Source organism: Glycomyces niveus (assembly GCF_017592475.1).
Lineage (GTDB): Bacteria > Actinomycetota > Actinomycetes > Mycobacteriales > Micromonosporaceae > Glycomyces > Glycomyces niveus.
Window position 1 is genome coordinate 195634 of record NZ_JAGFNP010000010.1, and the last position, 14631, is coordinate 210264.

Below are 14631 nucleotides of genomic sequence, written 5' to 3' on the forward strand. Positions count from 1 at the left end.
CATGGTGAGGATCGTCGCCGACACGGAGGCGTGTGCGAGTTCGGGCATGTGCGCGCTGACCGCACCGGAGTACTTCGACCAGGACGACGAGGACGGCCGCGTCGTGCTCCTGGCGGACGAGGCCGAGGACTGCGACGGCGAGGTGGCCGACGCGGTGCGCCTGTGCCCGGCGGGCGCGCTCCGCCTCGAATCCTGAAGCCCGGCACCGCTGCACCGCGAGGCGACAGCGGGTGCCGTCGTCCTCAGTCGAGCGCGAGGAACTTCTCTAGGTGCTCGACGGCCCGGCGGTCGAGCGCCGCGTAGTGGGCGACCCGCTGCCCGCCCGTCAGTGCCTCGCCCTTGGTGAGATTCCCTTCGGCGTCGACGATCTGCGGCTCGCCCTCGGCGTCCGGCAGCACCGCCACGGCGGCGTCGGTGATCCCGCTGTAGAAGGAGATGCCATCGCGCAGTGTGCGATCGAGGATGTCCTGCAGCGAGGCCCAGTACTCGTCGCCTTCGGGGGCGCCCGCCGTCCCGATCCACAGCATCCGCTTCCCCGCGAGCCGGGGCTTGCTGCGCCCGTAGGAGAAGCCGTAGTTCCAGACCCGGTCGATCCATCCCTTGAGGAGGGCGGGCAACCCGTTCCAGTAGACGGGGAACACCGAGATGATGAGATCGGCGGCGAGGATCCGGTCCATGTGCGCCCGCGCCTCCGCGGAGTAGACCTTCTCGCGGTCGTCCCAGTCCGGCTGGTCCTCCACGGTCATGCGCGGGTCGAAGCCCTCGGCGCGCAGGTCGAGCAGGTCGACGGCGTACCCGGCCTCTTCGAGCCGCGCTGCCGCGACCGATCCGATGTGGGCGGTGAGCGAGTCGGCGCGGTGGTGCGAGACGACGACGAGCGCGGTCCGTCCGGTCATGATGTCCTCCAAGCGGTGGTGGTGCCTGGATCCAGTACAGCCGCGAACGGGTGGACGCGCGATGGCCGGAACGCTCCGATCCATGCGTGTGCGTCTACGATTGGCGGATGGACCCGCTCAGTGAACTCCTCGGAGGCATCCGCGCCGAAGGCGCCATCCTCAGCGACGCGATCCTCAAGGCCCCGTGGGTGGTCAGCTTCGACGACAGGGCCCCCTTGACGATGGTCACCGTGGCGCGCGGCGGCGGCGGGGTGCTCCTGCTCCACGACGGCACCCGAGTCGCGCTCAAGGCCGGGCAGACCGCCGTCGTGAGCGGGGGTGAGCCGTTCCGCATGGCAGACGAAGCCGCCTCGGTCGACCGCCCCCACCTCGAATACTGGCTCACCTGCTTCGACCCCGAGGCCTGCGCGGAAGCGGCGGTGTCGCAACCCATCGGCGGCGAAGGCGAGGCCACGGCCCTGTTCGTGGGCGCCTACCGGGCTTCGGGCCGCCGCCACGAACGCCTCCTGCGCGCCCTCCCGCCCGTCCTGGTCATCGACGACGACTCCGACATCTGCATCTGGCTCGACTCGTCGGCCGCCGACTTCGCCAGCCGCAAGCCCGGCACCCAGGCGTTCATCGACCGCCTCTTCGACTGGGGCCTCGTCTGCACCCTCCGCGCCTGGTTCGACCAGCAGGGAACCCAGGCCCCCGTCTGGTACCGCGGCTTCGCCGATCCCGTTGCGGGACCGGCCCTCGAAGCGATCCACACCCGGCCCGCGAACCCCTGGACCGTCGCCGGCCTCGCAGGTGAGGCCGGCGTCTCCCGCGCCCTGCTCGCCAAGCGCTTCAACGAGATCATGGGCGAACCGCCCCTCACCTACCTCACCGAATGGCGCATGCAGCTCGCCGAAGAACTCCTCGCCGACCCCGACCTCACCGTGGCCCAAGTGGCCCGCCGCATCGGCTACGCCGACCAGTTCGGCTTCAGCAACGCCTTCAAACGCCGCAAAGGCAAGAGCCCCAGTGAATACCGAAAAACGACAGGCGTGCTCGCCACGCTTTGACCACCGCCGCAAGTGATATCGGATACGCGACTGCCAGAGCGGCGCGTCGTTCCCGGGCAAGGACCGACCGGTCGAGCGCTTCGTCGACACGATCCTGCGGGCTGAGACCTCAGCCGGGCCGATGATGCTCGTAGTCGAGGCGCAGAACAAGGAAGACGAATCGAGGATCCGCAGCTGGGCCTACTACCTCAGCTATCTCGAGAACAAGTACCAGATCCCAGCTGTGCTGCTCGTCGTCACGCCGAGCGCCGCGACCGCCCGATCCACACCACGGCGCGCGCCTCGCCGAGCTGACGGAAGTCGGTCTCGGCGAAGGTTGCGCCAGAGAAATCTGGAGGAACATCATGCAGACCATGACCTACGAATGGGGCTCCGGGCTCGCCCGCAAGTCGGCCGCCGACCATGTCGCCGGGCTGGTGCTCAGAATCCTGAACGACCGCGGGATCCACTTGGATTCGGATCTCCGGGCGCGTATCGAGCGGTGCCAGGACCTCGAGATGCTCGACGCCTGGGCCGTGCGGGCGTCGACGGTGGATCAGGCCGAGGACCTTTTCTAGCGGTCGGTTCGGAGCCACCAATGGGCTCCTAGGCCCTCCGGATCGGTGAGCCTTGCTGCAGCGCTGGCTTCTGCCAGCGCTTCGGCGTATCCGACGGGATTCTGGAACGCCAGGTGGATCGGCGGCAGGGACGCGTCGAGGCCGAGCCGCCGGAGGGCCTCCCGCTGGGGCTCGCGGCGATCGCAGTCGATGGCGTCGACGGCGACATGCGCGGTGATGTCGCGGGTCGCATCCGGGATCGGGGGGACCTCTCGGCCGTCCCTGAAACCGCTCATGGTGCCGGCGGCGGGCCGGTGGTCCTTCATGTGGCCGTAGTCGATCGCGAGGGCGGTGCCCCGGGTGAGGCGGGCGGTGAGGCCGCGCCACTGGGCGTCGCGGGGCGCACCGATCTCGGCGCGCTCGCCTGGGGCGGTGATCGGCCACCACTCGGCGAGCCAGGCCGCGTCCTCGTCATCGACCGGGTCGCCGAGGCGGGTCGCGCCGGTGCCGTCGACCTCCTCGTACCGGACCCGCCCGTCCGGATCCACCACGGCCACATCGCAAGGGACGTTGTCGAGCAGTTCGCAGGCGATGAGCAGGCCGTCCACCGCATCGGGCAGGTCGGGCCCCCAGGCGATGCGGTCGGGCAGGTGCGGCGGCTTCGGCCGCAGCTCCACGGCCGCGAGTCGGAAGCGGTCGTCGAGGAGGCCCGCGAGGCGTTCGAGGAGCTCGCCCCCGCCCGCCCCCACATCGAGGATCGTGAATCGGTCGGGGCGGCCGAGGCGGGCGTCCACGTCGTCGGCGAGGCGCGCGACCGCCTCCGCGAAGACCGGGGTCTGCGCGCTCGTCGCGAAATGGCGTCCCGGCAGCTCACGCCGGTAGAACCCGCCCGGCCCGTACAGCGTCCGAGCCATCGCCGCGCTCCAGCGCTCGAACCCCGTCATGGCGCCGACCCTAGCGCCCCGAGTGAGAATTGCCACTCGTAGCCTCCCGGACTGGCGTTAGCAATCCTGCGAAGCACAATTAACGCGTAAGCAATGACCGGTACCTCCACAAGGACTGGATCAGCATCATGGATCAGCAGCGCAGCGCAGCCCCGCAGCGGCCCGCCTCCCGGCTCGCCGTCGGGGTCGTCTCCGCAGGCAGGGTCGGCTCCGTCGTCGGAGCGGCCCTCACCCGCGCCGGCCACCGGGTCGTCGCCGCCTCCGCCGTATCCGACGCCTCCCTCGCCCGCGTCGCCCGCCACCTCCCCGGCGCCGAGATCCTGCCCGCCCCTGACGTCGTCGCGGCCGCGGAACTCGTCCTCATCGCCGTCCCCGACGACGCGATCGCGCCCCTCGTCGCCTCCCTCCCGGTCCGGCCCGGACAGATCTGGGTCCACACCTCAGGCGCGCTCGGCGCCGACGTGCTGCGGCCCGCCCGCGACGCGGGGGCGCTCACCGTCGCGCTCGCGCCCGCGATGACCTTCACCGGCCGCGACGAGGACCTGGAGCGCCTCGCGGGCGTCTCCTGGGCGATCACCGGCGAAGCCGAGGCCCGGTTCGTGGGCGAAGCGCTCGTCCTCGAGATGGGCGGCGAGCCCGAGCATGTGGACGAGGCCGACCGCGCCCGCTACCACGCCGCACTCGTCTACGCCGCCAACCACCTCATGACGCTCGTGAACGACGCCGCCGACCAGCTGCGCGCCATCGGCGTCGCGAACCCGCAGCGGCTGCTCTCGCCGCTCGTGTCGGCCTCACTCGACAACGCGCTGCGCCACGGCGACGCCGGGCTCACCGGCCCCGTTTCGCGCGGCGACGCCGGCACCGTCGCCCGGCACCTCGGTGCGCTGGCCGGGACGGGCATCGAGGACGTGTACCGGACGATGGCCCGCCGCACCGCCGAGCGGGCGCTCGCGTCGGGCCGCCTGCAGAGCACCGACGCCGAAGGCCTGCTCGACGTGCTCGCCCAACCCCTGAAGGAGGAGTCGTGACGGTCCTGGTCCACACCAAGGCCGACCTGGCGAAGGCCCGCGCGGCCCTGCCCGGCCGCGTCGCCGTCGTCCCCACGATGGGCGCGCTGCACGACGGGCACCGGGCGAACTTCAAGCGCGCCAAGGCGGTCGCCGATTCGGTGATCGTGACGGTGTTCGTGAACCCGCTGCAGTTCAGGCCGAACGAGGATCTGGACAAGTACCCGCGCACGCTCGACGCGGACCTGGCGATGTGCGAGGCCGAGGGCGTGGACCTGGTGTTCGCGCCCAGCGTCAACGAGATGTACCCGGACGGCCGGGACGGCCTCACCACCGTCCACGCCGGACCTGACGGTGAGATCCTCGAGGGCGCTTCGCGGCCGGGGTTCTTCACCGGGGTGCTCACCGTCGTCTCGAAGCTCTTCCACCTGACGCGGCCCGACGCGGCCTGCTTCGGGGAGAAGGACTTCCAGCAGCTCGCGATGGTCCGGCGCATGGTCGCGGACCTCGACATGGGCATCGCGATCGAGGCCGTCGCGACCGACCGCGAGGCCGACGGCCTGGCCCGGTCGAGCCGGAACGTGTTCCTCTCCGAGTCCGAACGCGCTGCCGCCCTTGCCATCCCGCGCGCGATCAAGGCCGCGCAGGACTCGCCCGACCCGCTCGCCGCGGCCCAGCAGACCCTGGCCGCCGAGCCCGGCCTGGACGTCGATTACGTCGTCGTCCGGGCGAACGACCTCGGAGAGGCCCCCGCACAGGGGCCCGCGAGGCTGCTCATCGCCGCTAAGGCGGGCACGACCCGCCTGATCGACAACGCCCCCGTCACTATTGGAGACGCCCGATGATCCGGACCATGTTCAAGTCCAAGATCCACCGCGCCACCGTCACCCAGGCCGACCTGCACTACGTCGGGTCGGTCACCGTGGACGCGGACCTGCTCGACGCCGCCGACATCCTCGACGGCGAGATGGTCGCCATCGTCGACATCACCAACGGCGCCCGCCTCGAGACCTACACGATCGCGGGGGAGCGCGGCACCGGCGTCATCGGCATCAACGGCGCCGCCGCCCGACTCGTCCAACCCGGCGACCTTGTGATCCTCATCTCGTACGCGCAGATGGAGGACGCCGAGGCGCGCGCCTTCAAGCCCACCGTCGTCCATGTGAACGAGCGCAACGAGATCATCGAGGTCAACGCGGACAAGGCGAACCCCGCGCCCGGCACCGCCGGCAACCCTGTGGCGTCCCCACTAGCCGCGCGGTAAGTTCTGGTCTCATGAGCGACGAACCCAACAAGGACGACGCCGACAACGGCATCGTGAAGGACGAGGCGAAGGCGGCCGACAAGGCCGAACCCGCCGACGACCTCAAGACCACCCACCACACCCTCGGGGACCTCGCGTACACCGCGACCACCGGTCGGATCGTGCTCCGCGAGGAGATCACCGAGGACGACAAGTTCAACGGCCGCAAGCCCAAGGCCGAGGTCTCCATCACCTGGTACACCGTCGACGACGCCGAGGTCACCGACCGCCCCGTCACCTTCGCGTTCAACGGCGGCCCCGGCTCCTCCTCGATCTGGCTGCACATGGGCCTTCTCGGCCCCCGCCGCGTCGACTCCGGCGACGCCGGGAGCCTCACCCCGCCCCCGTACGGCCTCCTCGACAACGAGGAGTCCCTCCTGCGCCACACCGACCTCGTCTTCATCGACCCCGTCTCGACCGGCTGGTCGCGCGCCGTCGAAGGCGAGAAGGCCAAGGACTACCACGGGTTCACCCGCGACATCGAGTCCGTCGGCGAGATCATCCGCCTCTGGACCACCCGCCACAACCGCTGGCTCTCCCCGAAGTTCCTCATCGGCGAGTCCTACGGCGGCACCCGCGGCGCAGCCCTCGCCGACTACCTCCAGAGCCGCTTCGGCCTGTTCCTCAACGGCGTCATGTTCATCGCCCCCGCGTTCAACACCGAGACGCTCTACCACGCGAGCCGCTCCGAACTGCCCGACCCGCTGTTCCTCCCCACGTACGCGGCCACCGCGCACTACCACGGGCTCCACCCCGACCGGGCGCTCGAGGACGTCGTCGACGAGGCCCGCGCCTACGCCGACGAGTTCCGCGCCGTCCTCGCCAAGGGCCAGAACCTCACCCCCGAGGAGCGCGCCGCCGCCGTCGCCAAGATCGCCTCCCTCGCCGGGGTGAGCGAGGACTACGTCGACCGCGCCAACCTGCGCCTGGAGCACACCCGGTACTACGCCGAGCTGCTGCGCCACAAGCGCCTGGTCACCGGCCGCCTCGACACCCGCTTCACCGGCCCCGCCGACCACTACACGCACGAGCGGATGCCGTACGACCCCTTCCTCGTCGGCACCGACGGCCCGTACACGGCCGCCCTCCAGTACTACCTGCGCTCCGAGCTCGAGTACGAGAACGAGCACGTGTACGAGCGGCTCTCGCGCGCGGTGCACCCGTGGTCGTACAAGGAGTTCGAGGGCGAGGCCGTCGACGTCATCGGCAAACTCGGCAACGCCATGCGCCTCAACCCGTTCTTGCAGGTCCACGTCGCGATGGGCCGCTACGACGGCGGCGTCCCGATCGAGGCGATCGAGTACACCCTCGACCACCTCGAGATCCCCCTCGCCGACCGCGAGCGCATCGAGACGAAGACCTACCCCGCCGGGCACATGATGTACGTCCACGAGGAGTCGCGCATCCAGCAGTCCGCCGACCTCGCCGACTTCATCCAGCGCGCCGCCAACCGCGGCAACCGGGGCTAGCTGAGTCATGCACGCGAACCAGGGTCTCGCCGAGGCCGCCCGCGGCGGCCTCAGCGAGACCCTGGCGCGTCAAGCGACCCGCGCGGCGGACTCCGGCGAAGACCGCCCGTCGCCTCGCGCACCGCGCGGACCCGCAAGTGCCGATCGCTCCGATCGACGCGTGACGGATGCCTCGCTTCAGCTCCCCTTCAGGTTCGCGCCGCTAGCGTCGAAACCGGGGGTCCTTTCCCGGCGCCGAGTCGCACCTGCGGCGTGCCCCGAATCCGGGTCCGCTCCAGGGCGAGTCGCGACAACCCGCGGGATCGCGCCGCTCCGGGCAGCGAGCGCGGTCGGCGGAGCCGACAGCGCGGAACCCGCGCGGCGACCGCGCCGCACCGCGGCGGGCCTCCCGGCCCGCCTCGTGTCCGCCTCCCGCGTTCGGAAACCGGGACGCACGCCACACCTGGTTGGCACCTCGCGTGCCCGCAGGTGCACAGTTGAGCCGACCGCCGCGCCCATCGGCGGCGTACCCGACACCAGGGCACCCGGGCGACCGGGCGCCCGCCGCTAGAAGGGCAACGCGTGCCACCCGCGACCATGCCTCACACCGAGCCGCTGCCCGAACTGCCGCGCCTCCCGCGCCGGCTCCGGGCCGCGGCCCCGACCTGGACCGAGACCACCGACGTGTGCGTCATCGGCTCCGGCGTCGCCGGCCTCACCTGCGCCCTCAACCTGCGCCGCGCCGGCTTCCACGTCACCGTGGTCACCAAGGTCCGCATCGACGACGGCTCCACCCGCTGGGCCCAAGGCGGCGTCGCGGCCGTCCTCGACCCGCTCGACACCCCCGAATCCCACGCGCGCGACACCCAGATCGCCGGCGTCGGCCTCTGCGACCCGGCCGCGGTCGACGTCACCGTCACCGAAGGCCCCGCGCGCATCGCCGACCTCATCCACCTCGGCACCGAGTTCGACCGCCACCCCGACGGCTCGCTCCAGCTCACCCGCGAAGGCGGCCACCGCGCCCGCCGCATCGTCCACGCCGGCGGCGACGCCACCGGCGCCGAGATCCAGCGCGCTCTGCACGCCGCGGTCCTGCGCGACCCCTGGATCCGCATCATCGAGCACGCCATGGTCCTCGACCTGCTCACCGACGCCCGCGGGCACGCGGCCGGCGTCAGCCTCCACATCCTCGGCGAAGGCGTCGAGCACGGCGTCGGCGGTGTAGAGGCCCGCGCGGTCGTGCTCGCCACCGGCGGCCTCGGCCAGATCTACCAGTCCACCACCAACCCCTCGGTGTCCATCGGCGACGGCGTGGCGCTGGCCCTCCGGGCCGGGGCAACCGTTACCGACCTCGAGTTCGTCCAGTTCCACCCCACCGCGTTGTTCCTCGAAGGTATCGGAGGGGACCGACAGCCCCTGATCACCGAGGCCATCCGCGGCGAGGGCGCGCACCTGCGCGACTTCTCGGGCGACCGGTTCATGGTCGGCGCGCACGAGCTCGCCGAGCTCGCGCCCCGCGACGTCGTCGCCAAGGCCGCCACCGCCCGCATGCGCGCCGAAGGCCGCCCGCACGTGTGGCTCGACGCCCGCCACCTCGGCAAGGAGATGCTCGAGACCCGGTTCCCCACGGTCACTTCGTCCTGCCGCGAACTCGGCATCGACCCGGTCGTCGACATGATCCCGGTCGCGCCCGCCGCCCACTACTCCTCGGGCGGGGTGCGCACGGACCTGTTCGGCCGCACCAGCGTCCCGGGCCTGTACGCGGCCGGCGAGGCCGCCTGCACGGGCCTGCACGGCGCGAACCGCCTCGCCTCCAACTCGCTGCTCGAAGCGCTCGTCTTCGCCCAGCGCATCGCCGACGACCTCGCCGAGCGCAAGCCCAGCCCCGGCGTCGCCGAAGCGCCCGAGGGCGAAGGGGACGTCTGCTCCACGACCTCGCGCGCCCCGATCCAGGAGGCCATGACCGCCGGGGCCGGGGTGCTGAGGTCCGAATCGTCACTGGAGGCCACCGCTGCGTCGTTGACGGCTTTGGGGGACAATGTGTCTGGTCGTCCACGACCGGCCACATGGGAGGCGACGAACCTGCTGACCGTCGCCTCCGCGGTTACCGCCGCCGCCCACCGACGCCGCGAGACCCGCGGCAGTCACTGGCGCGAGGACCATCCTGACGCCGAAGCCGCCTGGCTCGGCCACCTCAGCCTCTCCATCAGCTCCGACGGGGAGCTCGACACCACATGGGAGCCCATCGCATGAGCCGATTCGCCGCTTCGCCCGGCGGGGCCGGACTGGACGAGCGCCTGCTCGCCCTCCGCCTCGACCCTGAAGACGTGTACGTCGCCGTCCAGGACTACCTCGACGAGGACCTCTCGCACGCTCGCCGCGACGTCACCTCCGAATCGATCTTCGGACCCGAGCACAAGTCCACTGTGGCCATCACGGCCCGCGCCGACGGGCTCCTCGCGGGCCTCCCGGTCGCGCACGCGGTCTTCCACGCCATGCCCGGCGACATCGAGTTCACCTACCTCGCCAACGAAGGCGCGCGCATCCGCGCCGGGCAGGTCCTCGCCCGCGTCTCCGGCCCCACCCGCTCGCTCCTCGCCGCCGAGCGCACGGCCCTGAACCTGCTGTGCCGCCTGTGCGGCATCGCCACCCACACCCGCCGCTTCGCGGACGTGCTCGCCGACTGGCACACCACCGTCCTCGACACCCGCAAGACCACGCCGGGCCTGCGCGCCCTGGAGAAGTACGCGGTGCGCGCCGGCGGCGGCGACAACAAGCGCATGGGCCTGTACGACGTGGCGATGATCAAGGACAACCACAAGGAGGCGGCCGGGTCCATCAGCGAGGCCTTCGCCGCCGTCCGCTCCGCCGAGCCCGAGATCGACATCCAAGTCGAGGTCGAGACCCTCGACGAGGCCCTCGAAGCGGTCGCCGCCGGGGCACTGTTCCTCCTGTGCGACAACATGAGCCCCAAGGAGCTCGCCGAGGTCGTCGAGGCCGTCGGGGACCGCGCCGAACTCGAGGCGACCGGCCGCATCAGCCTCGATTCCGTGGTCGACTACGCCGCCACCGGCGTCGACTACATCTCGGTCGGCGCGCTCACCCACTCGTCGCCCATTCTGGACATCGGCCTGGACTTCGAGGAGTAGACCGTGCTGCTGTGCGTGGACATCGGGAACACCAACACGGTGCTCGCCGTGTTCGAGGGCGAGACCCTCAAGCACTCGTGGCGGATCCGCACCGATCCGCACGCCACCGCCGACGAGCTCGGGCTCACCTTCCGGGCCCTGCTCGACGGCGACGGCGTCGACCTGAGCGGCATCGCGCTCTCGTCCACAGTGCCCCAGCAGGGCGCGGAGGTCGCTAAGATGGTGCAGCGGTACTACCCGCACGCGCACCTGGTGCAGATCGCGCCCGGCATCAAGACCGGTGTGCGCCTGAGCATCGACAACCCGCGCGAGGCCGGGCCCGACCGCATCGCGAACACGCACGCGGCCTTCCACCTCTACGGCGGGCCGTGCATCACCGTCGACTTCGGGACCTCGACGAACATCGACGTCATCTCCGAGCACGGCGACTTCCTCGGCGGGGCCTTCGCCCCGGGCATCGAGATCTCGATCGACGCCCTCGCCTCCCGTGCCGCGAACCTGCTGAAGATTCCGCTCGTCAAGCCGCGCAGCGTCATCGGCAAGAACACTGTGGAGTGTCTACAGTCGGGCATGGTGTACGGCACCGCGGCTCAGGTGGACGGCCTCGTCCGCCGCATCACCGCTGAACTCGGCACCGACCCGACCGCGGTCGTCGCCACCGGCGGCCTCGCCCCGGTCGTGATCGAGCAGTGCGAGACGGTCACCCACTACGAACCGAACCTGACCCTGCACGGCCTCAGGATGATCTGGGACCGCAACCGCTGACCCAGGCCCCGCGGGCGGGCCTCACTCTTGCCTTGGGGAGGCCTCGCTCGCGGGCCGCGGTGCGCGCCTCGCTCACGGGTCGCGGGAGCGGCGAGTGAGCGAGGCGGGAGGCGGAAGTGAGCGGCGCGTGAGCGCCGCTCCATAGGTTGGGTCCATGACCCAGCACACCAGCACTTCTCCGCTTCGGCGCACCATCACCTTGTGCGCCCGCACCATCGCCGCCGGCTCGCTGGCGGGCCTGGCCGTGGCCGCGTTCGCCGCCCCCGCGTCTGCCGACACCACTGACACCTTCACGCCGCCGTACAGCAGCGACAGCGTGCGGATCACCGGCGGCGCGACCGACGGCTTCACGCCGCCGTACCCGAGCGTCCGCATCACGGGCGACGAGGTCGACAACCGCGACTTCAGTGTCCGCATCACGGGCGATGGAGCCGACAACCGGGAGTTCAACTTGGGCCCCGACACCTTCCTGCCGCCCTACAGCGTCCGGATCACCGGCGCCGAGCCCGACAACCGCGACTTCAGCGTCCGCATCACCGGCGACGACGTTCGCCGTCTCCCGGACAACCGCGACTTCAGCGTCCGGATCACCGGCGCCGAGCCCGACAACCGCGACTACTGACCCAACACCCGCGCCGCCCTCCGTAGGCGGCGCGGAAGGGGCGTCCGGCCACACCTTCGCCGGACGCCCCTTCCTTGTCGTCTCCGGTTCAGAATTCGCCTTGCCCCTCAAGGAGGTCGCGGATCTCCGCCGCGCGCGGATCGTCGATCTCAGTCGCGATCTCCAACGCCCGCAACAGGACGGCCTCGGCCTCCTCCTCGCGCCCGTCCGCCCGCAGCTCCCGGCCCAGGAGCGTCAGGCTCCCCGACTCGTACCACCGGTCGCCGATCCCGGCGAACAGGTCAGACGCCCTCCGCAGCCACGACGCCGCGACCGCGTGCTCGCCGAGCTGCCCGTGCGCCCGTCCGATCGTCTCCATCGCCCGACCCTGTCCGCGCTGGTGGGCGAGCTCGCGCAGCAGCTCCAGCGACCGACCGGCCGTCTCGACCGCCTCCGCCGCCCGGCCCGCCTCCGAATAGGACTGCGCGAGGTTCAGCAGCGACACCGCCAGGTCGCCCGGCTCATCGGTCTCCTCGTCAAGGCGAACACACCGACGCAGATGCTCGATCGCCTCCTCATGCCTTCCCATGCTGCGGAAGATCATCCCCAGGTTGTTCAGCACCGTCGCCTGCCCGCTGCGACTCCCGCTCTCCAGGTAGATCTCCAACGCCTGCCGCTGCGACGCGATCGCCTCGTCGAACCGCCGCAGATGCCGCAGACTCGCCCCCATCGTGAGCATCTCGGCCTCCCCGGCCCGGTCGCCCGCCCGCCGCGCCGCCGCCAAACCGGCCGCGCCGAGCGACGCGATCTCCGGCCAGGCCCGGCACCGGTCCAGGTGCGCCCACAGGATGTGCACCAGCCGCCAGCAGTTCCGGTCCAGCCCAGCGGCTTCGGCCGCACCCGCCCCGGCGATGAGGTTGTCGTGCTCGGTCTCGAACCAGTCGAGCGCCGCCGGGGCGTCCGCGAACGCGAGCGGCGCGACCTCGGTGCGCGGCGTCTCCAGGCCCGGACCCATCGACGTGGGCTGCAAGTGCGACCAAGCGGCGAGTCCGGTCGCGATGTACCAGTCGAGAAGCCGCGCGAGCGCCCGCGCTCGACCCTGCTCACCGTCCACTGCGGACGCGAGCTCGGCGGCGTAGACCCGCAGCAGGTCGTGCAGCTCGTACCGGCCCGGGCGGGGCCGTTTCAGCAGATTGTGGTCGACGAGCAGCTCCAGGTTCCGGAGCGCGACCACGGTCGTCGTGCCCGCCAGGGCCGCCGCGGCCGGCGCGTCGATATCGGGACCGGGAGCTGTGCCGAGCAGCCGGAACAGCTTCGCGGGCAGCGGCGGCAGCGCCCGGTACGACCACTCGAAGACCTTGCGCACATCGTCGGCCCCGTCATCGAGCGCGTCGAGCCGCGCAGTCCCGTCGCTGGCCTCCTCGACCAGGTCCGGCACCGAGACACCGGTGTTGCGGACCCGTTCGGCGGCAAGGGCGACGGCCAGCGGCAGGTGCCCGCACAACCCGGCGAGCTCCGCGATCGCGTTGGGGTGCTTCAAGACCGCCTCAGGGCCGAGCACGCGCTGCAGGAGCGCGGCCGACTCTGCGGGCGTGAACGGGTCGAGTTCGACCAGGGCCGCGCCTTCATGCCGACGCAGGCTCCGCAGCCGGTTCCGACTGGTGATGAGGACCAGGCCGTCCGCGCCCGGGAGCAGGGGCCGCACCTGGTCGGCGTCCCGCACATTGTCGAGGAGCATGAGCACGCGGCGGCCCGCGAGCGCAGTGCGCAGCGCCGCCGAGCGGCCCTCCGTGTCCGGCGGGATCCGCTCGGGCGGCGTTCCAAGCGACAGCAGCAGTGTCATCAGGGCGGCGTCGGCGGAGCCGCCTTGCCAGTGGCCGGAGAGGTTCAGGTGCAGCTGCCCGTCGGGGAACCGGTCGGCGACCTGATGCGCCCAGTGCACGGCCAGCGTGGTCTTGCCGACCCCGGCCGGACCGCTGATCACCGCGATCGAGACGGGCGCGCGGCCGTGCTCGGCATCGGCGAGCAGCCGGTCGAGCTCGGCGAGGCGGTCGGCGCGGCCGGTGAACCCGGGGATGTCGGTCGCGAGCTGCCTCGGCGCCGGGACGGCCACCGGCGCGGCGGCCCGGGCGGTCTCCGGCTCCGGCTCTTGGCGCAGCACCGTGCGGTGGACGCGCTGCAGCTCCTCACCGGGATCGACGCCGAGCCGGTCGGCCAGGAGGGTGCGGATGCGCTGGTACGCAGCGAGGGCTTCGGCTTGGCGTCCGGACCGGTGCAGGGCGAGCATGAGCCGCGACCACAGGAACTCGCGCAGCGGGTGCGCGTTCGTGAGCGCCTGCAGTTCGGCCACGAGCTCGGCGTGCCCGCCCGCATCGAGGACGAGGTCAGCGCGGCGTTCGAGCGCGCGCAGCCGCTCCTCGACCAGCGTCGGTGCATGCGCCGATGCGAGCGCATCGGCGTCCACATCGGCCAGAGGCTCGCCGCGCCAGAGCCCGAGCGCCTGGTCCAGGATCGCGAGTTCGGCGGCACCGTCGGCGTGCTTCGACTCGTGGATCAACGCCCGGAACCGTTGCACATCAACCGCATCAGCCTCCAGAACCAATGTGTACTCACCAGGCGAAGAGCGAATGGCGTCAGCGCCGAGGACCTGCCGCAGCCGGTTGACGACGGCGTGCAGGCGGTGCCGAGCGGTCGGCTCATCCTCGCCCCAGACGAGTGCGGCGAGCGCGCTGCTGCGCACCGGCCTGCCCGCCGCGAGGGCGAGGGCGGCGAGGACGGCCCGCTGCCGGCCGCCGTCGATCGGCGCAGGCCGGCCGTCGACGGTGACCTGGAACGGCCCGAGCAGTCCGATTCGGATCATGTCTGTCATGGCGCGGCATCTCGCAGTGATGGTTGCATTCGCCACGCAGCGGGGCCGGGCGATCGCGGGGGCAGGG

General features: G+C 71.7%; 14 protein-coding genes. 11 read left to right on the forward strand and 3 right to left on the reverse strand.

Going from position 1 to position 14631, the window contains the following annotated elements:
• The first annotated feature begins 1 nt into the window (after position 1).
• Complete coding sequence (locus J5V16_RS17760) at positions 2–196, forward strand: ferredoxin (RefSeq protein WP_243901370.1); 195 nt, start codon at positions 2–4, stop codon at positions 194–196.
• A gap of 46 nt (positions 197–242) precedes the next feature.
• Here the strand turns inward: J5V16_RS17760 and J5V16_RS17765 are convergent, their stop codons facing one another.
• Positions 243–896: an NAD(P)H-dependent oxidoreductase gene (locus J5V16_RS17765; RefSeq protein WP_208497873.1), complete on the reverse strand. Its 654-nt coding sequence runs from the start codon at positions 894–896 to the stop codon at positions 243–245.
• Positions 897–1003: 107 nt separating this feature from the next.
• Between J5V16_RS17765 and J5V16_RS17770 the strand changes: the two genes are divergently transcribed.
• On the forward strand, positions 1004–1942 hold the full coding sequence (locus J5V16_RS17770; protein WP_208497875.1) for an AraC family transcriptional regulator: 939 nt from the start codon (positions 1004–1006) through the stop codon (positions 1940–1942).
• Between the two features lie 344 nt (positions 1943–2286).
• Positions 2287–2499, forward strand: a complete 213-nt coding sequence (locus J5V16_RS17775; RefSeq protein WP_208497877.1) for a hypothetical protein — start codon at positions 2287–2289, stop codon at positions 2497–2499.
• Here the strand turns inward: J5V16_RS17775 and J5V16_RS17780 are convergent.
• The gene (locus tag J5V16_RS17780) at positions 2496–3422 is read right to left on the reverse strand and encodes an SAM-dependent methyltransferase (protein WP_208497884.1); all 927 of its coding nucleotides are present in this window, start codon (positions 3420–3422) and stop codon (positions 2496–2498) included. The genes J5V16_RS17775 and J5V16_RS17780 overlap by 4 nt on opposite strands.
• Positions 3423–3550: 128 nt before the next feature.
• On the opposite strand from J5V16_RS17780, the gene J5V16_RS17785 reads away from it, so the two are divergent.
• The 8 genes from J5V16_RS17785 to J5V16_RS25890 all read left to right on the forward strand — a co-directional run bounded on the left by J5V16_RS17785 (position 3551) and on the right by J5V16_RS25890 (position 11716).
• Positions 3551–4450, forward strand: coding sequence for a Rossmann-like and DUF2520 domain-containing protein (locus J5V16_RS17785; RefSeq protein WP_208497885.1), 900 nt, complete (start codon positions 3551–3553; stop codon positions 4448–4450).
• Positions 4447–5274 (forward strand): pantoate--beta-alanine ligase, encoded by an 828-nt coding sequence (panC, locus tag J5V16_RS17790; protein WP_208497886.1) that lies wholly within the window; start codon positions 4447–4449, stop codon positions 5272–5274. Before J5V16_RS17785 ends, panC begins: the two co-directional genes overlap by 4 nt.
• Positions 5271–5693, forward strand: coding sequence for an aspartate 1-decarboxylase (gene panD / locus J5V16_RS17795; protein ID WP_208497895.1), 423 nt, complete (start codon positions 5271–5273; stop codon positions 5691–5693). The genes panC and panD overlap by 4 nt, the downstream gene beginning before the upstream one ends.
• Positions 5694–5704: 11 nt before the next feature.
• The gene (locus tag J5V16_RS17800; protein ID WP_208497897.1) at positions 5705–7201 is read left to right on the forward strand and encodes a S10 family peptidase; all 1497 of its coding nucleotides are present in this window, start codon (positions 5705–5707) and stop codon (positions 7199–7201) included.
• A 576-nt stretch (positions 7202–7777) separates the two neighbouring features.
• A complete protein-coding gene (locus J5V16_RS17805) occupies positions 7778–9433 on the forward strand; it encodes an L-aspartate oxidase (protein WP_208498013.1) in 1656 nt (551 codons plus the stop codon).
• Positions 9430–10329, forward strand: a complete 900-nt coding sequence (gene nadC / locus J5V16_RS17810; RefSeq protein WP_208497899.1) for a carboxylating nicotinate-nucleotide diphosphorylase — start codon at positions 9430–9432, stop codon at positions 10327–10329. Before J5V16_RS17805 ends, nadC begins: the two co-directional genes overlap by 4 nt.
• A gap of 3 nt (positions 10330–10332) precedes the next feature.
• A complete protein-coding gene (locus J5V16_RS17815; RefSeq protein WP_208497900.1) occupies positions 10333–11094 on the forward strand; it encodes a type III pantothenate kinase in 762 nt (253 codons plus the stop codon).
• A 154-nt stretch (positions 11095–11248) separates the two neighbouring features.
• Positions 11249–11716, forward strand: coding sequence for a hypothetical protein (locus J5V16_RS25890; protein ID WP_243901371.1), 468 nt, complete (start codon positions 11249–11251; stop codon positions 11714–11716).
• Between the two features lie 88 nt (positions 11717–11804).
• On the opposite strand, the gene J5V16_RS17830 is transcribed toward J5V16_RS25890, so the two are convergent.
• Positions 11805–14555 (reverse strand): AfsR/SARP family transcriptional regulator, encoded by a 2751-nt coding sequence (locus J5V16_RS17830; RefSeq protein WP_208497906.1) that lies wholly within the window; start codon positions 14553–14555, stop codon positions 11805–11807.
• Positions 14556–14631 lie beyond the last annotated feature (76 nt).